This window comes from Pseudomonas paeninsulae (genome assembly GCF_035621475.1).
GTDB classification, from domain to species: domain Bacteria; phylum Pseudomonadota; class Gammaproteobacteria; order Pseudomonadales; family Pseudomonadaceae; genus Aquipseudomonas; species Aquipseudomonas paeninsulae.
The window spans coordinates 488,919-508,719 of record NZ_CP141799.1 but is presented as its reverse complement, the minus strand read 5'-3'; the positions used below and the strand labels follow the sequence as shown (position 1 = coordinate 508,719).

The 19,801-nt window shown below is 61.3% G+C and carries 17 protein-coding genes; 14 read left to right on the top strand and 3 right to left on the bottom strand.

Annotated features, from left to right (window positions below; genetic code table 11):
- From VCJ09_RS02185 to VCJ09_RS02135, 11 genes are all read left to right on the top strand, one after another.
- Entirely contained in the window at positions 1 to 2,817 is a 2,817-nt protein-coding gene (locus VCJ09_RS02185; RefSeq protein WP_324732972.1) for an LPS-assembly protein LptD, read from the top strand.
- Positions 2,792 to 4,090 carry a peptidylprolyl isomerase gene (locus tag VCJ09_RS02180; RefSeq protein WP_324732971.1) on the top strand — a complete coding sequence of 433 codons (1,299 nt, stop codon included), beginning with the start codon at positions 2,792 to 2,794 and terminating at the stop codon, positions 4,088 to 4,090. Before VCJ09_RS02185 ends, VCJ09_RS02180 begins: the two co-directional genes overlap by 26 nt.
- Positions 4,091 to 4,228: 138 nt before the next feature.
- A complete protein-coding gene (gene pdxA, locus VCJ09_RS02175; RefSeq protein WP_324732970.1) occupies positions 4,229 to 5,221 on the top strand; it encodes a 4-hydroxythreonine-4-phosphate dehydrogenase PdxA in 993 nt (330 codons plus the stop codon).
- Between the two features lie 115 nt (positions 5,222 to 5,336).
- Positions 5,337 to 6,143 carry a 16S rRNA (adenine(1518)-N(6)/adenine(1519)-N(6))-dimethyltransferase RsmA gene (gene rsmA, locus VCJ09_RS02170; protein ID WP_324732969.1) on the top strand — a complete coding sequence of 269 codons (807 nt, stop codon included), beginning with the start codon at positions 5,337 to 5,339 and terminating at the stop codon, positions 6,141 to 6,143.
- A 146-nt stretch (positions 6,144 to 6,289) separates the two neighbouring features.
- On the top strand, positions 6,290 to 6,670 hold the full coding sequence (apaG, locus tag VCJ09_RS02165; RefSeq protein ID WP_079204472.1) for a Co2+/Mg2+ efflux protein ApaG: 381 nt from the start codon (positions 6,290 to 6,292) through the stop codon (positions 6,668 to 6,670).
- A complete protein-coding gene (locus tag VCJ09_RS02160; protein WP_324732968.1) occupies positions 6,670 to 7,494 on the top strand; it encodes a symmetrical bis(5'-nucleosyl)-tetraphosphatase in 825 nt (274 codons plus the stop codon). The genes apaG and VCJ09_RS02160 overlap by 1 nt, the downstream gene beginning before the upstream one ends.
- On the top strand, positions 7,491 to 7,820 hold the full coding sequence (glpE, locus tag VCJ09_RS02155; RefSeq protein ID WP_079204470.1) for a thiosulfate sulfurtransferase GlpE: 330 nt from the start codon (positions 7,491 to 7,493) through the stop codon (positions 7,818 to 7,820). The genes VCJ09_RS02160 and glpE overlap by 4 nt, the downstream gene beginning before the upstream one ends.
- Before the next feature lie 283 nt (positions 7,821 to 8,103).
- Positions 8,104 to 10,026: a PrkA family serine protein kinase gene (locus VCJ09_RS02150; protein ID WP_079205059.1), complete on the top strand. Its 1,923-nt coding sequence runs from the start codon at positions 8,104 to 8,106 to the stop codon at positions 10,024 to 10,026.
- A 104-nt stretch (positions 10,027 to 10,130) separates the two neighbouring features.
- Positions 10,131 to 11,402, top strand: a complete 1,272-nt coding sequence (locus VCJ09_RS02145; protein ID WP_324732967.1) for a YeaH/YhbH family protein — start codon at positions 10,131 to 10,133, stop codon at positions 11,400 to 11,402.
- Between the two features lie 23 nt (positions 11,403 to 11,425).
- The gene (locus VCJ09_RS02140; protein WP_177345295.1) at positions 11,426 to 12,979 is read left to right on the top strand and encodes a SpoVR family protein; all 1,554 of its coding nucleotides are present in this window, start codon (positions 11,426 to 11,428) and stop codon (positions 12,977 to 12,979) included.
- 168 nt (positions 12,980 to 13,147) lie between these two features.
- Complete coding sequence (locus VCJ09_RS02135; RefSeq protein WP_324732966.1) at positions 13,148 to 14,371, top strand: multifunctional CCA addition/repair protein; 1,224 nt, start codon at positions 13,148 to 13,150, stop codon at positions 14,369 to 14,371.
- 43 nt (positions 14,372 to 14,414) lie between these two features.
- On the opposite strand, the gene folK is transcribed toward VCJ09_RS02135, so the two are convergent.
- Together folK and folB are read right to left on the bottom strand one after the other, a co-directional pair.
- Positions 14,415 to 14,954: a 2-amino-4-hydroxy-6-hydroxymethyldihydropteridine diphosphokinase gene (gene folK, locus VCJ09_RS02130; protein WP_324732965.1), complete on the bottom strand. Its 540-nt coding sequence runs from the start codon at positions 14,952 to 14,954 to the stop codon at positions 14,415 to 14,417.
- Positions 14,945 to 15,301, bottom strand: coding sequence for a dihydroneopterin aldolase (gene folB, locus VCJ09_RS02125; protein ID WP_324732964.1), 357 nt, complete (start codon positions 15,299 to 15,301; stop codon positions 14,945 to 14,947). The genes folK and folB overlap by 10 nt, the downstream gene beginning before the upstream one ends.
- A 263-nt stretch (positions 15,302 to 15,564) precedes the next feature.
- Between folB and plsY the strand changes: the two genes are divergently transcribed.
- The gene (gene plsY, locus VCJ09_RS02120) at positions 15,565 to 16,134 is read left to right on the top strand and encodes a glycerol-3-phosphate 1-O-acyltransferase PlsY (protein WP_324732963.1); all 570 of its coding nucleotides are present in this window, start codon (positions 15,565 to 15,567) and stop codon (positions 16,132 to 16,134) included.
- A gap of 57 nt (positions 16,135 to 16,191) precedes the next feature.
- Here plsY and tsaD read toward each other — a convergent pair whose 3' ends face one another.
- Complete coding sequence (gene tsaD / locus VCJ09_RS02115; RefSeq protein ID WP_079204463.1) at positions 16,192 to 17,217, bottom strand: tRNA (adenosine(37)-N6)-threonylcarbamoyltransferase complex transferase subunit TsaD; 1,026 nt, start codon at positions 17,215 to 17,217, stop codon at positions 16,192 to 16,194.
- A 206-nt stretch (positions 17,218 to 17,423) separates the two neighbouring features.
- Here tsaD and rpsU point away from each other — a divergent pair, with 206 nt between their 5' ends.
- Positions 17,424 to 17,639: a 30S ribosomal protein S21 gene (rpsU, locus tag VCJ09_RS02110; RefSeq protein WP_079204462.1), complete on the top strand. Its 216-nt coding sequence runs from the start codon at positions 17,424 to 17,426 to the stop codon at positions 17,637 to 17,639.
- A gap of 139 nt (positions 17,640 to 17,778) precedes the next feature.
- Positions 17,779 to 19,770, top strand: a complete 1,992-nt coding sequence (dnaG, locus tag VCJ09_RS02105; protein ID WP_079204461.1) for a DNA primase — start codon at positions 17,779 to 17,781, stop codon at positions 19,768 to 19,770.
- Positions 19,771 to 19,801: the final 31 nt, after the last annotated feature.

Here is a 19,801-nt window from a genome sequence, read left to right as displayed (position 1 = left end):
ATGGCAGTAAAATACCCTAGGTTCCGCAAAAAATTCCCTCTTCTGGTAACTGGCGGCCTGTTGGCCTTGCAGCCACTGACCAGCCAATTCGCTGTCGCTGCCGAGCAGTATGACTGCCAGGCATCCGCTACCGGAGGCTGGGCATGCGCCCCGAAAACCAGTAGCGCTGCCGTGCCGGAGCGGCCCGCGCAGCAAATTTCGCCAACGGCCACGGCCCAGCGCAAGGACAGTTCTGACGCAAGTCGAGCCTCCGGCGCCACCCTGGTCACCGAGAGCGGCGGCAAAGCCCTGGCTTCGCGCAGCGCCGACTACAGTCACCTCGACTGGGTGCCTCGCGAGAACCTGAACGAAGCGCAACTGGCGGAAGTCGGCCCCTACTGTGCGGGCGGCTATGTCGAGCCGAGCCGGCCAGGGATGCACGACCAGACGCCGATGAATGAAGCGCCACTGTTCATTTCCGCCAAAGCCTCGCGCTATGAGCAGGAACAACAGATTGCCACCCTGGCCGGCGATGTCGTGCTGCGCCAGGCGGGCATGCAGGTCGAGGCCGACGAAGCCAACCTGCTTCAGGCCGAGAACCGCGGCGAGCTGATTGGCAACGTGCGCTTGCGCGACCAGGGCATTCTGGTCGTCGGCGATCGCGCCGAACTGCAACTCGACAACGGCGAAGCCAAGGTCGATAACGCCGAGTATGTGCTGCACAAAAGCCATGTCCGCGGCAGCGCACTCTACGCCAAGCGTGAAGAAAGCGCGGTTATCCGCCTGAAAGACGGCACCTACACCACCTGTGAACCAGGCAGCAACACCTGGCACCTGAAGGGCAACAACGTCACCCTGAACCCGGCCACCGGTTTCGGCACGGCGACCAACGTGACCCTGCGGGTGAAGAATTTCCCGGTTTTCTACACACCCTACATCTATTTCCCGATCGACGACCGTCGTCAGTCCGGCTTCCTGCCGCCGAGCATCAGCAGCTCCAGCGATAATGGCATGACGCTGCAAACGCCCTACTACTTCAACCTGGCGCCGAACTACGACGCCACGCTCTACCCGACCTACATGAGTGACCGCGGTCTACTCATGGAAGGCGAGGGACGCTACCTGACCAAGAGCAGCGAAGGCCAGTTCGGCGCGGCTTACCTCAACGACAGCAATGACGACCGCAAACTGCAGTCGGACTACGAAGATCAGCGCTGGCTCTACAGCTGGCAGCACAAGGGCGGCCTCAACTCGCGCCTGCTGGCTGAAGTCGACTACACCGACATCAGCGATCCCTATTATTTCCAGGACCTGGACACCGATCTCGGCATTGACTCCACCAGTTTCGTCAACCAGCGCGGCACCCTGACCTATCGTGGCGGCAGCTATACCGCGCGACTGAATGCGCACGCCTACGAACTGGCCAATATCACCGATATCACCCCGTACAACCGCCTGCCACAGATCACCCTGGATGGCGCCCTACCCGTCCATCCGGGCGGACTGGACTTCAGCTACGGCAGTGAACTGGTGCGCTTCGATCGGGATCTGCGCTCCGGCAGCTTCATCAACGAAGCGGGTGTCGCCGAACAACCCTGGTACGACGCTAACCTACGCGGCCTGGCCCGCGCCAACGGTACTCGACTGCACCTGGAGCCGGCCGTTAGCCTGCCGCTGGATTGGAGCTGGGGCTACATCAAGCCGCAGGTCAAGTTTCTGCAGACCAACTATGACCTAAGCCTCGACCAACAAGGCAAGAATGATATTGCCCAAGCCAAAATCACCGATCCGGACGGTTTTTTAGCTCAACAGAGCACAGGCGGCAGCCAGAACCGTAGCCTCGCCATGTACAGCGTCGACAGCGGCCTGTACTTCGATCGCAACACCGAGTGGTTCGGCAAGTCCTTCCGCCAGACCCTGGAGCCACGGTTGTTCTACCTCTATGTCCCCGAGGAAGACCAGACCGATATTCCGGTCTTCGATACGGGCGAAAGCACCTTCAACTATTCGTCGCTGTTCCGCGAAAACCGTTTCTCCGGCAAGGACCGCATCGGCGACGAGAACAAGCTTTCGCTGGGCGTGACCAACCGCTGGATCGAGAGCAACGGTTTCGAGCGTCAACGCTTCAGCATCGGCCAGGCCTTCTACTTCGAAGACCGCAAGGTGCAGATGCCGGGCATCGACTACCAGACGCGCTCAGACGCACAGGCGTCGCAATCGCCTTACGCCCTCGAGTACCTGTACCGCTTCAACCGCGACTGGCGCTTCTCGTCGGACTTCAACTGGGACCCGGATACTCGCCGCACCCGTTCGGGCAGCGCGATGTTCCACTACCAGCCGGAAGACAACCCGAACAAGGTGGTCAACGCCGGTTATCGCTACCGCAACGACACCATACGGTTTGACCAGACCAGCGGTAACTGGGTGGTTGGTGGCGGCGACTTCGGTACGCCAACACTGGCCAACGGCAGCCCGAATCCCAACTTCATCAAGGACTACTACAAAGTCAGCCAGCATGACTTCTCGGTAATCTGGCCAATCGTCCCGCAATGGAGCGCAATCTCCCGCTGGCAGTACGATTACGGCCGTGATCGCACCCTCGAAGCCTTCGCCGGTTTCGAGTACGACAGTTGCTGCTGGAAGCTACGCCTGATCAATCGCTACTGGATCGACTATGACGAAGTCAGCCTGAACCCAGCGCTGAATGATGAGCCGGATCGCGGCATCTTCCTGCAAATCGTCCTCAAGGGCCTGGGCGGTGTGACAGGCAACAAGGTTGAGACTTTCCTCGATCAAGGCATTCAAGGTTATCGTGAACGTGAAGATCAAGCTTTCTGATTGCGTGCGCCCGCTGCTGTTGGGCGCACTGTTTCTGGGTGCCGCGGCGCAAGCCGAGGTACAACCCCTCAACCGTGTCGTAGCCATTGTCGACAGTGACGTGGTCATGCAGAGCCAGCTGGTCGCGCGGGTGCGCGAGGTGCAGCAAACCATCGCCAAGCGCGGCGCGTCACTGCCGCCCGAGGATGTCCTCAGCCAGCAGGTACTCGAGCGCCTGATCATCGAGAACATTCAGCTGCAGATTGGCGACCGCTCCGGCATTCGCATTACCGATGAAGAACTCAACCAGGCCCTGGCCAGCATTGCCCAGCGCAACAGCATGAGTCTCGAGCAGTTCCGCGCCGCCCTCGTGCAGGACGGCCTGTCCTATGCCGATGCCCGCGACCAGGTACGCCGCGAAATGGTCATCAGCCGCGTGCGTCAACGCCGAGTGGCCGAGCGCATCCAGGTCACCGACCAGGAAGTGCAGAACTTCCTCGCGTCCGACCTCGGCAAAATGCAGCTGTCGGAAGAGTTTCGCCTGGCCAACATCCTCATCCCACTGTCCGACGGTTCGTCCCCGCAAGCCATTCAGGCAGCTGAGCGCCAGGTAAAGGAACTGCACCAGCAACTGCGCGAAGGCGCCGACTTCGCCCAGATGGCAGTGACCCACTCGGCCAGCGAGACGGCCCTTGAAGGCGGCGAGATGGGCTGGCGCAAAGCGGCGCAAATGCCACCGCCATTTGACGCCATGATTGGCGCAATGTCGGTCGGTGACGTCACCGAGCCCATGCGCACGCCCGGCGGTTTCATCATGCTCAAACTGCTGGAAAAACGTGGCGGCGGCACCCAGGTGCTCGAAGAAGTCAACGTTCGGCACATTCTCATCAAGCCCAGCGAGATTCGCAGCGAAGCAGAAACCAAACGCCTGGTCGAACGCCTGCATGAACGCCTCCTGGCCGGCGAAGACTTCAGTGAACTGGCGAAGAGCTTCTCGGAAGACCCGGGTTCGGCACTCAACGGCGGCAGTCTCGACTGGATCGACCCCAGCGCGCTGGTGCCCGAGTTCCGCGACGTGATGAGCAACACCGCCAGCGGTGAACTGTCAAAACCGTTCAAGAGCCCTTACGGCTGGCATGTATTGCAGGTTGTCGGCCGCCGCGCCAGCGATGGCAGCGCGCAGTTCCGCGAGCAACAGGCATTGACTGTGCTGCGCAACCGCAAGTACGACGAAGAACTGCAAGCCTGGTTGCGGCAGATCCGCGACGAGGCTTACGTCGAAATCAAGCTGTAGGCAACACGAACCAGATCAAAGCCCGGTGCCTGCTTCTCGCAGCGCCGGGCTTTTTTCGTTCCGCAGCAAGCTGCGGCGTAACATAGCGCCCATGCCCGCCGCGATGCCCACCCCACTGGCACAACCGAGAGCCGGCCCATGACTGCACCACATCTCTTTGCACTGACCCCTGGCGAACCGGCGGGCATAGGCCCCGACTTGTGCCTGTTGCTCGCTCGTCAGGCACAACCCCACGCACTGGTCGCCATCGCCAGCCGCGACCTGCTCGCCGAGCGCGCCAACTGCCTGAACCTGGATATTCAGCTAATCGCGGTCGGCCCCGGTAACTGGCCGACCGCACCCGCACCGGCTGGCAGCCTGTTTGTCTGGGACACCCCGCTGACAGAAAGCGTACTGCCCGGCCAACTGAACCCGGCCAATGCCGCCTATGTGCTGGAAACTCTGACTCGCGCCGGCCAGGGCTGCGTCGATGGGGATTTCGCCGGGATGATCACCGCACCCGTGCATAAGGGTGTGATCAACCAGGCCGGTATACCCTTCTCCGGACACACCGAATTTCTCGCCGATCTGACTCACACCGAACAGGTGGTGATGATGCTTGCCACCCACGACCTGCGCGTGGCCCTGGTGACCACCCACCTGCCGCTCAAGGATGTCGCCGCGGCTATCACCGCCGAGCGCCTGGCTCGCGTAGCACGCATCCTCGACCATGACCTGCGCACTAAATTCGGCATTCCCCGGCCACGCATTCTGGTCTGCGGCCTCAATCCGCACGCCGGCGAGGGCGGCCACCTTGGCCGCGAAGAAATCGAGATCATCGAACCGACTCTCGAGCTACTGCGCGGCGAAGGCATTGACCTGGTCGGCCCGCTGCCGGCCGACACCCTGTTCACGCCCAAACACCTCGATCATTGCGATTCAGTCCTGGCGATGTACCACGACCAGGGCCTGCCGGTACTCAAATTCAAGGGCTTCGGCGCCGCGGTCAATATCACCCTGGGCCTGCCGATCATCCGCACCTCGGTCGACCACGGCACGGCACTGGACCTGGCGGGCAGCGGCAGGATCGACAGTGGCAGCCTGCAGGTTGCCCTGGAAACCGCCTATCAGATGGCGGCCAGCCAGGACTGACCGCGGCAAGCCAATCAGGATGCCGACTGCGCCCGCAACTGGTAAGCTGCGCCCCTTTGCCTTGCTGCTTTGGGCGCTTGCTTGACGCTTGCAGCTTGAGGCTTGGAGCTGCTCCATGTCTGAACATCCGCAACATCGCGCGCGCAAGCGCTTCGGCCAGAACTTCCTGCACGATGCCGGAGTCATCCACCGCATCCTGCGCGCCATTCATGCTCGTGAAGGCGAACGCATGCTGGAAATCGGTCCGGGCCAGGGCGCCCTCACCGAAGGCCTGCTCGACAGCGGCGCACAACTTGACGTGATTGAACTGGATCGCGATCTGATCCCCATCCTCAATGCCAAGTTTGCCGCCGAGCCGCGCTTCCAGTTGCATCAGGGCGACGCCCTGAAGTTCGATTTCAGCAGCCTCAACCCCGCCCCCCATAGCCTGCGCGTGGTCGGCAACCTGCCTTACAACATCTCCACCCCGCTGATCTTCCACCTGCTGAACAACGCCGCACTGATCCGCGACATGCACTTCATGCTGCAGAAGGAAGTGGTCGAGCGCCTGGCGGCAGGCCCCGGCGGCAAAGACTGGGGTCGGCTGTCGATCATGGTGCAGTACCACTGCCGGGTGGAGCACCTGTTCAATGTCGGCCCCGGCGCATTCAATCCGCCGCCCAAGGTCGACTCGGCGATCGTGCGCCTGGTGCCGCATGAAGTGCTGCCCCATCCGGCCAAGGACCACCGCCTGCTCGAGAACGTCGTGCGCGAGGCCTTCAATCAGCGCCGCAAGACCCTGCGCAACACGCTCAAGGCCCTGTTGAGCGCAGAGGAAATCGAGGCGACCGGAGTAGACGGCAGCCTGCGTCCCGAGCAGTTGGACCTGGCGGCCTTCGTGCGCCTGGCCGATCGCTTGGCCGAGCAACCCAGCGCCGCTTGAGCCAGCTAAACTGGCTCTTCGCAACGACTGCGAAGGATGCTCAAGACGAGCTTACGAGGTGTGAATGAGCCTTTCGAGACCCTGAGTCCCGGCCCATTTGCAACGCAGCATTATCCAGCGCAGCAGCTATCAAGCAGGTTTTGTACATGTCAGATTCTCGTTACCAAGTCGACGTCAAGGTCGTTACCCGCTACTTGCCGGAACAGTCGCAGCCGGAGCAGAACCGCTTCGCTTTCGCCTATAACGTGACCATCGCCAATCAGGGTCAGTTGCCGGCCACACTGCTGTCGCGCCACTGGGTCATCACCGATGGCGACGGCGGCGTACAGGAGGTGCGTGGCGCCGGCGTGGTCGGCCAACAACCGCTGATCGCGGTCGGCGAGAGCCACACCTACAGCAGCGGCACCGTCATGGCCACCCGCGTCGGCACCATGCAGGGCAGTTACCAGATGCTCGCCGAAGACGGCAAGCAGTTCGACGCCCTTATCGCACCGTTCCGCCTGGCCGTTCCAGGCTCGCTGCACTGATGGCGACCTATGCCGTCGGCGACCTGCAAGGTTGCCTGAAACCGCTGCAATGCCTGCTGCAGCGGGTCGCATTCGATCCCGCTAAAGATCGTCTATGGCTGGTCGGCGACTTGGTCAACCGCGGCCCGGAATCGCTCGCCACCCTGCGCTTTATCTATCAGATGCGTGATGCGCTGACCTGCGTGCTGGGCAACCATGACCTGCACCTGCTGGCCGTCGCGTCCAATATCGAACGGCTGAAGAAGAGCGACACCCTGCAGGAAATTCTCGACGCACCCGATCGCGCCGATTTGCTCGACTGGCTGCGCCGCCAGAAGCTGCTGCATTATGACGCCGAGCGCGACACCGTCCTGGTGCATGCCGGCATCCCGCCGCAGTGGTCGCTGCAGAAAGCCCTCAGGCGCGCGGCCGAGGTTGAGGAAGCCCTGCTCGACGACGCGCGTTTTCCACTGTTCCTCGATGGCATGTACGGCAACGAGCCGGCCAAGTGGGACAAGGACCTGCATGGCGTGACCCGCCTGCGAGTGATCGCCAACTACTTCACGCGCATGCGCTTCTGCACGGCCGATGGCACCCTGGATCTGAAAAGCAAGGAAGGCGTCGGCAGCGCGCCGCCCGGTTATGCGCCCTGGTTCAGCCACAAACAGCGCAAGACCCGCGGACAGAAGATCATCTTCGGCCACTGGGCCGCACTCGAAGGTCGCTGCGAGGCACCCGGCCTGTTCGCCCTGGACACCGGTTGCGTCTGGGGTGGCGCCATGACCCTATTGAACATCGACAGCGGCGAACGCCACCGCTGTGACTGCAGTGAGGTGCCGATATGAGCGAGTTCACACGTATCCCCCCGTCCGAGGCCCAACTTCTGCGCCAGCAAGGCGCCGTAGTGGTCGACATCCGCGATCCGCAGAGCTTTGCCGCCGGCCATATCAAAGGCGCGCAGCACCTGGACAATCATTCGCTGCATGATTTTATCGCCAGGGCCGATCTCGACCTGCCGCTGATCGTCTCCTGCTACCACGGCAACTCCAGCCAGAGTGCCGCCGCTTACCTCGCAGGCCAGGGCTTCTCGGCGGTGTTCAGCCTGGATGGCGGCTTCGAATTGTGGCGGGCGACCTTCCCGGACGAAATTGCGCAAACGCCAGACGAATAAAAATTTATTCGCCCCTCAAGGCCACGCCAGCACTGGACTACCGCCCGTTCCTAACGAGCAGTAATATCCTGTTATCGTTCGTTGCCACTTGATCTTACCGATTCCGAACTATCCTTTATCTCAGGCCATCCAAAATCAAGGTAGAGCCGGCCAGCCGGCATCCGGGCCATCGGTAAGATCTTTAGGCGTTCTGGGGGACTCTTCTCGGCTGATGCATCAGCCGATCGCCAGCACCCGCACGACCGATGCCACGGCGGCTCTAAGCATCGAGCGAGGTGAAGTTATGAGCATATTCAGCCACTTCCAGCAACGTTTCGAGGCGACCCGGCAGGAAGAATACTCCCTGCAGGAATACCTCGAACTGTGCAAACAGGACCGCAGTGCCTACGCCACGGCAGCAGAGCGTCTGCTGCTGGCGATTGGCGAGCCTGAGTTGCTCGATACCTCAAGCAACTCGCGGCTGTCGCGGATCTTCTCCAACAAGGTGATCCGCCGTTACCCGACCTTCGCCGACTTCCATGGCATGGAAGAATGCATCGACCAGATCGTTTCCTACTTCCGCCATGCTGCTCAGGGCCTGGAAGAGAAGAAGCAGATCCTCTACCTGCTCGGCCCGGTTGGCGGCGGCAAGTCGTCGCTGGCAGAAAAACTCAAGCACCTGATGGAAAAAGTGCCCTTCTATGCGATCAAGGGCTCACCGGTGTTCGAATCACCACTCGGACTGTTCAACGTTGATGAGGACGGCGCCATCCTCGAGGAGGAATACGGCATTCCGCAGCGCTACCTGAACAGCATCATGTCGCCCTGGGCAACCAAGCGCCTGACCGAATTCGGTGGTGACATCAGCCAGTTCCGCGTGGTCAAGCTGTACCCTTCGATCCTCAATCAGATCGCCATCGCCAAGACCGAACCGGGCGACGAGAACAACCAGGACATCTCCGCCCTGGTCGGCAAGGTGGATATCCGCAAGCTCGAGGAGTTCCCGCAGAACGACGCCGACGCCTACAGCTATTCCGGCGCTCTGTGCCGGGCCAACCAAGGCCTGATGGAATTCGTCGAGATGTTCAAGGCGCCGATCAAGGTGCTGCACCCACTGCTCACCGCCACCCAGGAAGGCAACTACAACAGCACCGAGGGGCTGGGGTCGATCCCCTACAGCGGCATCCTGCTGGCCCACTCCAACGAGTCGGAATGGCACAATTTCCGCAACAACAAGAACAACGAGGCGTTCATCGACCGCATCTACATCGTCAAGGTGCCCTACTGCCTGCGCGTCATCGACGAAATCAAGATCTACGACAAGTTGCTGTTCAACAGCTCCCTGGCCAAGGCCCACTGCGCACCGGACACCCTGAAGATGCTCGCCCAGTTCTCGGTGCTGAGCCGCCTGAAAGAGCCGGAGAACTCGAATATCTACTCGAAGATGCGCGTCTATGACGGCGAGAACCTCAAGGACACCGACCCCAAGGCCAAGTCGATCCAGGAGTACCGCGACACTGCCGGGGTCGACGAGGGCATGAACGGCCTGTCGACCCGCTTCGCCTTCAAGATCCTGTCCAAGGTGTTCAACTTCGACCCCCACGAGATCGCCGCCAACCCGGTGCACCTGCTCTATGTGCTAGAGCAGCAGATCGAACAGGAGCAGTTCCCCGCCGAAACCCGCGAGCGCTACCTGCGCTTTATCAAGGAGTATCTGGCGCCGCGCTATATCGAATTCATCGGCAAGGAAATCCAGACCGCCTACCTCGAGTCCTACAGCGAATACGGGCAGAACATCTTCGACCGTTACGTGCTGTACGCCGACTTCTGGATTCAGGACCAGGAATACCGCGATCCGGAAACCGGCGAGATCCTCAACCGCGTCGCGCTCAACGAGGAACTGGAGAAAATCGAGAAACCGGCTGGCATTAGCAATCCGAAGGATTTCCGCAACGAGATCGTCAACTTCGTCTTGCGCGCCCGGGCCAACAACAACGGCAAGAACCCGACCTGGCTCAGCTACGAAAAGCTGCGCGTAGTGATCGAGAAGAAAATGTTCTCCAATACCGAGGACCTGCTACCCGTCATCAGCTTCAATGCCAAAGCGAGCAAGGAGGATCAACAGAAACACAACGACTTCGTCACTCGCATGGTCGAGCGCGGCTACACCGACAAGCAGGTACGCCTGCTGTCCGAGTGGTATCTGCGGGTTCGTAAATCGCAGTAAGGCAGCCATAAGCAGCACGCTTCGAGCTGCCAACCAAAGCGACCGCAGGCGGGGTCGCACTTGCAGCTTGTGGCGCGTCGCTTGCAGCTCCTCGGAGGGGCCCTATGAGCCAAGTGATCGACCGACGTCTGAACGGCAAGAACAAGAGCACGGTTAACCGCCAGCGGTTCTTGCGGCGTTACCGTGACCACATCAAGAAAGCCGTCGAAGAGGCGGTGAGCCGTCGCTCCATTACCGACATGGAGCATGGCGAACAGATCAGCATTCCCGGTCGCGATATCGACGAGCCGATGTTTCACCATGGCCGCGGCGGCAAGCAGACCGTCGTGCATCCGGGCAACAAGGAATTCATCGCTGGCGAACACATCCCCCGTCCGCCTGGCGGCGGTGGCGGCCGAGGAGCGGGCAAGGCCAGCAATACCGGCGAAGGCATGGATGAATTTGTCTTCCAGATCACCCAGGAAGAGTTTCTCGATTTCATGTTCGAGGACCTCGAACTGCCCAACCTGGTGAAACGCCACCTGAGCGGTAGCGACACCTTCAAGACCGTGCGCGCGGGCATCAGCAACGAAGGTAATCCATCGCGGATCAACATAGTGCGCACCCTGCGCTCGGCCCATGCCAGGCGCATCGCGCTATCCGGCAGCAGCCGCTCCAAGCTGAAAGAGGCACAGATCGAACTGGAGCGTCTGAAGCGCGAAGAGCCGGACAACTTCGGCGACATTCAGGATCTTGAAGCAGAAATCGGCAAAATCCAGGCCCGGATAAAACGCGTGCCCTTCCTCGACACTTTCGACCTCAAGTACAACCTGCTGGTCAAGCAGCCCAACCCCAGCTCGAAAGCGGTGATGTTCTGCCTGATGGACGTCTCCGGCTCCATGACCCAGGCCACTAAGGATATCGCTAAACGCTTCTTCATCCTGCTGTACCTGTTTCTCAAGCGTAACTACGACAAGATCGACGTGGTGTTCATCCGCCACCACACCAGCGCCAAAGAGGTGGACGAGGAAGAATTTTTCTACTCCCGCGAAACCGGCGGCACCATCGTCTCCAGTGCGCTCAAACTGATGCAGGAGGTCATGGCCGAGCGTTACCCCACCAACGAGTGGAATATCTATGGCGCCCAGGCGTCGGATGGCGACAACTGGAACGACGATTCACCGATCTGCCGGGATATATTGATCAAACAGATCATGCCGTTCGTGCAGTACTTCACCTACGTCGAGATCACCCCGCGTGAGCACCAAGCGCTGTGGTTCGAGTACGAGCAGGTCAGCGAAGCCTTTGACGACACCTTTGCCCAGCAGCAACTGGTGTCGTCAGGCGATATCTACCCCGTGTTCCGCGAACTGTTCCAGCGGAGGCTTGTGACATGACAGCGCATGACAACAGCGTACACATGAAGAAACGCCAGCCGATCTCCACCAGCTCGGAGTGGACCTTCGAGCTGGTGCGTGCCTACGACCGCGAAATCAGTCGGATTGCCGAACGCTATGCGCTGGACACCTACCCCAACCAGATCGAAGTGATCACTGCCGAACAGATGATGGACGCCTACGCCTCGGTGGGCATGCCGCTGGGTTATCACCACTGGTCATATGGCAAACATTTCCTTAGCACCGAGAAGAATTACAAACGCGGACAGATGGGCCTGGCCTACGAGATCGTGATCAACTCCGACCCTTGCATCGCCTACCTGATGGAAGAGAACACCATGTGCATGCAGGCACTGGTGATTGCCCACGCCTGCTATGGCCACAACAGTTTCTTCAAGGGCAACTACCTGTTCCGCACCTGGACCGACGCCAGCTCGATCGTCGACTACCTGGTCTTCGCCAAGCAGTACATCATGCAGTGCGAGGAACGCCATGGCATCGATGCGGTGGAAGACCTGCTCGACTCCTGCCATGCCCTGATGAATTACGGAGTCGACCGCTACAAGCGCCCCTACCCGATCTCCGCCGAGGAGGAGCGGCGCCGGCAGAAGGAGCGCGAAGAGCATCTGCAGAAACAGATCAACGACCTCTGGCGCACCATTCCCAAGGGCAGCGGCAAGCGCGATGAGCAAGACAACAAGCGCTTCCCCTCGGAGCCCCAGGAAAACATCCTGTACTTCCTGGAGAAACATGCGCCCCTGCTCGAACCCTGGCAGCGTGAAGTGATCCGCATCGTGCGCAAGATCGCCCAGTACTTCTATCCGCAGCGCCAGACCCAGGTGATGAACGAAGGCTGGGCCTGTTTCTGGCATTACACCCTGATGAACGATCTGTATGACGAGGGCCTGGTCACCGACGGCTTCATGATCGAGTTCCTCCAGTCGCACACCAGCGTGATTTACCAGCCGCCCTTCGACAGCCCCCACTACAGCGGCATCAACCCCTACACCCTCGGCTTCGCCATGTACCGCGACATCCGCCGGATCTGCGAAGAGCCCACCGAAGAAGACAAGCACTGGTTCCCCGATATCGCCGGCAGCGACTGGCTGACGACCCTCAAATTCGCCATGAGCAGCTTCAAGGATGAGAGTTTCATCCTGCAATACCTGTCGCCCAAGGTGATTCGCGACCTCAAGCTGTTCAGCATTCTCGATGACGATCAGAAAGATGAATTGCTGGTCCCGGCCATCCATGACGAACCGGGTTACCAAAACATCCGCGAAACCCTGGCCGCCCAGTACAACCTGGGCAATCGCGAGCCTAACATCCAGATATGGAGCATTGACCGCCGCGGCGACCGCTCACTGAGCCTGCGTCACCAGCAGCACGACCGCAAACCCCTGGGCAACTCCACCGACGAAGTGCTCAAGCACCTGCATCGCCTGTGGGGCTTCGACATTCACCTGGAGACCCTGCAAGGCGACAAATTGATCAACACCCAGCACGTGCCGCCCAAGGGTGACAGCGATCACGACAGCGACTACCCCCGACTCGACCTGATCATTCCGCCGATTTGATCGGCGACTTCGACCCGGTCCCTTCCGGGTCGTCTGCCCGAGCACCATCCAGCACCATCGCCCTACCAGATTTTGCGGAGTGAAACCCGCGCGAGGTGCTTATCCAGCAACTTCCTGGCCGCCCGCCCGTGCCAGCCGTTATCCTCTGCACTCAGCGGAGGAATAGCTATGCAGATCTACAAAGTCGGCGGTGCAGTGCGTGAGCGCCTGCTCGGCCGCGAAGTCACCGAGGTCGACTGGGTGGTGGTCGGCGCCAGCGCCGAACAGATGCTGGAACAGGGCTATCGCCCGGTGGGGGCAGACTTCCCGGTGTTCCTGCATCCGCAAACCGGCGAGGAGTACGCCCTGGCACGCACCGAGCGCAAGAGCGGGCGCGGCTATGGCGGCTTCACCTTCTACGCCAGCCCGGACGTCACCCTGGAAGAAGACCTGATCCGCCGCGACCTCACCGTCAACGCCATCGCCGAGGACGCGCAGGGCCGCTTGATCGACCCCTACGGCGGCCAACGCGACCTCGCAGCCAAGCTGCTACGGCATGTCTCCCCGGCCTTTTCCGAAGATCCGCTGCGCGTCCTGCGAGTCGCCCGCTTCGCCGCGCGCTATGCGCCACTGGGTTTTCGCGTGGCCCCCGAGACCCTGGCGCTGATGCAGCAGCTGAGCGACTCCGGCGAACTTTCGGCGCTAACAGCCGAACGCAGCTGGAAGGAAATCTCCCGCGCCCTGCTCGAGCCTCGCCCCGATGTATTTATCCGGGTACTGCGTGACTGCAGCGCACTCAAGGCGTTGCTGCCGGAAGTCGACGCACTGTTCGGCGTGCCACAACCGCCCGCTCATCACCCGGAAATCGATACCGGCGCGCATGTACTCAGCGTGTTGCGCCAGTGCGCCGAATACCAGCAGCCGCTGACGGTGCGCTGGGCCTGCCTGCTACACGATGTCGGCAAAGGCCTGACGCCGAAGGCCGACTGGCCCCGGCATATCGCCCACGAACGGCGCGGACTGAAGCTGATCCGTGCGATCAACCAGCGCAGCAAGGCGCCGAAAGACTGTCAGGAACTGGCCCTGCTGGTCGGTGAGTACCACACGCACGGCCACCGTGCCCTCGAGCTGAAAGCCTCGACCCTGCTGGAGCTACTGCAGCACTTCGATGTGTTTCGCCGCCCGCAGCGCTTCGAGGCGTTCATCGCGGCCTGCGAAATGGATGCCCGGGGCCGGGACGGCCTGGAGCAACGCGACTACCCGCAGGCCGACTACCTGCGCGGAGCCATGCAGGCGGCTCGCACCGTGGCGGTACAGCCGCTGCTGGAGCAGGGCTTGCAAGGCCCCGAACTGGGCGAGGCACTGCGCCTTGAGCGCCTCAAGGCGCTCAAGGCCTACAAGGCACAGCCATAAGCCAACCCCTACGGCCTAACGTCGATGGCGCGCGCCGCGCGGTCTAGGCGTGCGCTGGGAAGGTTTGGCGCAGTTCGACTGGAGTAAGCTCGGCCCCGCGCCACTGGAATGCCACAGGATGGAGCTGCTGCTCGATCTGCGCCGCCTGCCACAGCGCGGCAAAACTGCGCTGTTCCGCCGGGTGCAGGCTATCCGGCACCAGTAGCGCCAACGGCCAGAGTACAAAGGCATTTTTCAGGATTTCCGCACGCGGCAGCACCAGTCCGTCGAAATTACCGACTTGATCGCCATACAGCAGCACATCGATATCCAGCGGCAGGCCCTTACGCTCGGGCGCATAACGACCGTTGTCCGCCTCGATGAATTTCAGCCGGCGATCCAACTCACCCAACGGCAGCTCGCTATAGCCGGCCACCACCAGGTTGAAGAAGGGCCCACTCTTGATGCCCACCGCCTGGCTTTCGAACACCGGCGAACAGCGCATGTCGCGCAGCATAGCCGCCAGCGCATCGAGCCCGGCCTGCAAATGCGCCTCACGCTCGATATTGCTGCCCAGACCAAGCACAACCGGAGTTAGCGACATCCGCGCTCGATCTCCACGCCAACACCGCCAATCGCTGCCGGTACTGCACCGGGCTTGGTCAACCTGAGGCGCAGCCAGGGAATCTGGAACTCGCTCAGCAACACCTCGGCCAGCCGCTCGGCAAAGGTTTCCACCAGAATGAACTGCGCTTCGCTGGCGAAGGCCTGGACACACGCCGACACCGCCGCGTAGTCGAGCGCCTTGCTCAGGTCATCACCAGCCGCTGCCGGACGGTTGTCCCAACCCAGGCACAGATCCAGACGCAAGCACTGGCGAATGTTCCGTTCCCAGTCGTAGGCGCCGATTACCGTATCGACTTCCAGGCCCTCAATAAAAACTGTGTCCAAGCACGCTCTCCACAACTCGAAAAACCACAACACGCCAAAGCCGCACCATATCGCTGGCTGACCGAGGAACAACTACTGTGCACGACTATACGGCGTTGAAATCAGGTTTAAATGCTCATTTGCGACTCGTACGCCACGCTTTTGTCTTGCCGGGCTAGCCGTCCACGCCATCGAGGTAGCGTACTCGAGCCATCGCCGGCGCTCGCTACCTTTTTCAACCGCCTGCTAGAATCCAGCCATTCCTTCACCATGGAATGGCTACCATGTTTTGGCTACTGGCGATCCTCGCCTACCTGCTCGGCTCGCTGTCCTTCGCCATTCTACTCAGCCGCAAGGCGGGTGGGCCGGATCCGCGCGCCAATGGCTCCGGCAACCCCGGCGCCACCAATATGCTGCGGGTCGCCGGCAAACGCCTGGCCACCTTGACCCTGCTCGGCGACCTGCTCAAAGGCTTGCTCCCAGTCCTGGCCGGCGCCCTGCTTGGCTTGAGCCTGCAACAGCAAGCCTGGCTGGGCCTCGCAGCCGTGATCGGCCATCTTTACCCGCTGTACTTTCGCTTCCAAGGCGGTAAAGGCGTCGCCACGGCCGCCGGCATGCTGCTGGGGCTGTACCCACCGGCTGCACTGCTGGCCATCTGCGCCTGGCTACTGAGTTTCAACCTGACCCGCACCAGCTCACTGGCCGCGCTGATCGCCATCCCGCTGAGCCTGCCATTGCTGGCCTGGCAACAACCCGAAGGATTGCTGCCGATGAGCGCAGTGACCGGCCTGATCATCTGGCGACACCGTAGCAATCTACGTGATCTGTTCGACGGCCGAGAACGGCATTTCTAGCAAGCCTCCGCAAGACAAGCGGCAGACCGACTGGAGCTTGCTCTATGCCGTTCGCTGCTAGAGCGCCGGCAACGCCTCCATCGGCCAACGCGCCTGCACCTTGATATTCAGCTCCTCATGCTGCCCGGCCTTGAGGCGCTGGCAACCGGCATAGGCGATCATCGCACCGTTGTCGGTGCAGAACGCCGGACGGGCGTAGAACACCTGCCCTTTGAACTCGGTCAGCATTTTTTCCAACCCCAGACGCAGCGCCTTGTTCGCGCTGACGCCGCCAGCGATCACCAGAGAGCTGAGCCCGGTCTGCTTGAGCGCCCGGCGGCACTTGATGGTCAGGGTATCGACCACCGCCTGCTGGAACGCCAGGGCGACGTCACAGCGGGTCTGCTCGCCGTCATCGCCGGCAGCGCGGCACTGTTGCCAGGTATTCAGGGTAAAGGTCTTCAAGCCACTGAAACTGAAATCCAGTCCCGGCCGGTCGGTCATCGGCCGCGGGAAGGTAAACCGCCCCGGTGTGCCCTGCTCGGCCAGTCGCGCGATTTCCGGTCCGCCCGGATATTGCAGGCCCATCATCTTGGCGGTCTTGTCGAAGGCTTCGCCGGCGGCATCGTCGAGGGACTCGCCGAGCAGCTGATAACGACCGATGCCATCAACCCTCACCAACTGGGTATGACCACCGGAGACCAACAAAGCGACGAACGGAAAAGCTGGTGGGTTTTCTTCCAGCATCGGCGCCAGCAAGTGGCCCTCCATATGGTGCACGCCAAGCGCAGGAATGCCCCAGGCGAATGCCAGCGCCTGGGCGCAGGAAGCGCCCACCAACAGCGCCCCAACCAAGCCCGGGCCTGCGGTATAGGCAACGGCCTCGATATCGCTCGGTGTGCACTCGGCCTCGGCCAATACCTCGCGGATCAACGGCAGCATGCGCTTGACATGATCGCGCGAGGCCAGCTCGGGCACCACCCCACCGTAGATGCGGTGCTGCTCGATCTGACTGAACAAGGCATCGGCCAGCAGGCCACGCTCGCTGTGATAGAGTGCGACACCTGTCTCATCGCATGAAGTTTCCAATCCCAGTACCAGCATGGGCAACGCCTTGATATGGAGAGGCTGAACGCCAGAAGGCGCGCATGATAATCGGCGCTGGCGGACTCAGACCAGTCCTTTTCGATCAGAGGCTTTGCATTCCTGGCGATGAGGCGGTAACATCCGCAACCCTTAAAAACGTACGTTCTCCAGCGCCATTTGCCAGGAGTACGACACCCCCCGGTAATAAAGAAGGTACGCCCTGGATGCCAGCCGTCAAACTTAAAGAGAACGAACCCTTCGACGTAGCTCTGCGTCGTTTCAAGCGCTCTTGCGAAAAAGCCGGTGTTCTGGCCGAAATTCGCAGCCGTGAATTTTATGAAAAACCGACTTCCGAGCGCAAGCGCAAAGCAGCAGCCGCTGTTAAGCGTCACGCCAAGAAAGTACAGCGCGAACAGCGCCGCAGCGTTCGCCTGTACTAATACGTACAAGCGCAACGCCTGAATGCCCGGCCTCGGCCGGGCTTCGCTTTTGGACTCCGCACCACCTACGGGTGGCGCGGGGTCTTTTAGTTTCCGCAATATTGTCCAGCCGCCTCGCACGGCAGAATCCTGAGCGCCTATGGCCGGCCTGATTCCACAGTCTTTTATCGATGATCTGCTCAACCGCACCGATATTGTCGACGTGGTCGCCTCGCGCATCCAGCTGAAAAAGGCTGGCAAGAACTACACCGCCTGCTGTCCCTTCCATAAAGAAAAAACCCCCTCATTCAGCGTCAGCCCGGACAAACAGTTTTATTACTGCTTCGGCTGCGGCGCGGGCGGCAACGCCCTGGGCTTCATCATGGACCACGACCAACTGGACTTCCCCCAGGCGGTCGAGGATATGGCCAAGCGCGCCGGCATGGACGTGCCGCGCGAAGAAAACGGCCGCGACAGCAAACCGCGCCAACCCACCGACTCACCGCTATACCCACTGCTGACCGCCGCAGCCGAGTACTACCGCCAAGCCCTGAAGAGCCATCCACAGCGCAAGGCCGCCGTGGAGTACCTCAAGGGTCGCGGCCTGTCCGGCGAGATCGCCCGCGATTTCGGCCTGGGCTTCGCCCCACCAGGCTGGGACAACCTGTTCAAGCACCTGGCCAGTGACGGCCTGCAGCAGAAGGCCATGATCGATGCCGGCCTGCTGGTTGAAAACGCCGACAACCCGGAAAAAGTTAAGCGCTACGACCGCTTCCGCGACCGAGTGATCTTCCCCATCCGCGACAGCCGCGGCCGGGTGATCGCCTTCGGCGGCCGGGTACTCGGCGACGACAAACCCAAGTATCTGAACTCCCCGGAAACCCCGGTATTCCACAAGGGCCAGGAACTCTACGGCCTGTTCGAGGCACGCAAAAGCAACCGCGACCTCGACGAAATCATGGTGGTCGAGGGCTACATGGACGTCATCGCCCTAGCCCAGCAAGGCCTGCGCAACGCCGTCGCCACCCTCGGCACCGCCACCAGCGAAGAACACCTCAAGCGCCTGTTCCGCGTCGTGCCCAGCGTACTGTTCTGCTTCGACGGCGATGCCGCCGGACGCAATGCCGCCTGGCGCGCCCTGGAAGCGACCCTGCCGAGCCTGCAGGATGGCCGGCGCGCGCGCTTCCTGTTTCTGCCCGACGGCGAAGACCCGGACACCCTGGTGCGCAGCGAAGGCACCGACGCCTTCCGCGCCCGCATCAACCAACAGGCGCAACCGCTGGCCGACTACTTCTTCCAGCAACTCAGCGAAGAGGCCGACCCGCGCTCACTCGAAGGCAAAGCCCATCTGGTGACCCTGGCCGCCCCACTGATCGACAAAATTCCCGGCAACAACCTGCGCACCCTGATGCGCCAGCGCCTGACCGAAATCACCGGACTCAGCGGTGAAACCCTGAGCCAGATGGCACCAACCGGCAAAAGCAGCGCCCAATCGCACACCAGCCATGCGACGCCCGGCGACTACTATCCGGAGCATGGCGAAATCCCCGATAGCGCCTACTATGATGTCGCCCCCAGCCACAATGAATACGAAAACCCCAACCCAACGGCGGGCTTCGAGCACAGCAAGGGCAAGAGCAACTGGAAGAAAGAAGGTGGAAAGTGGAGTAAAAAGGGTCGCGACGACGCCACGCCACGCGCACCACGCACAGCCGTAAGCGTCGAATCGCCGCACCTGAGCGCTTTACGCACGCTGCTGCATCACCCGGAATTGGCGCAGAACGTCGAAGACGTCAGCCACTTCGCCGCCGAAGATGACACCTACGCACAATTGCTGGTTGCCCTGCTCGGCGCCCTGCAAAAGAACCCGAAACTGCGCGCACTGCAACTGATCGCGCGCTGGCACGGTACCGATCAGGGCCGCCTATTGCGGGCCCTGGCGGAAAAGGAGTGGCTGATTTCGGCCGACAACCTTGAACAACAGTTTTTCGACACTATAACTAGTCTTGTAGCCCGCCAACGCGAGCGCAGCCTGGAACATTTGATCAACAAAGCCCGTCAAAGTGAGTTGAGTGCAGAGGAAAAAAACCAGCTGCGCAACCTGCTGAGCCGTAATGCATCACCGGTAATCCCGAGCCCAACTGGCGCATAGGGGTCTTATTCGGGTATAATCCGCGGCTTGT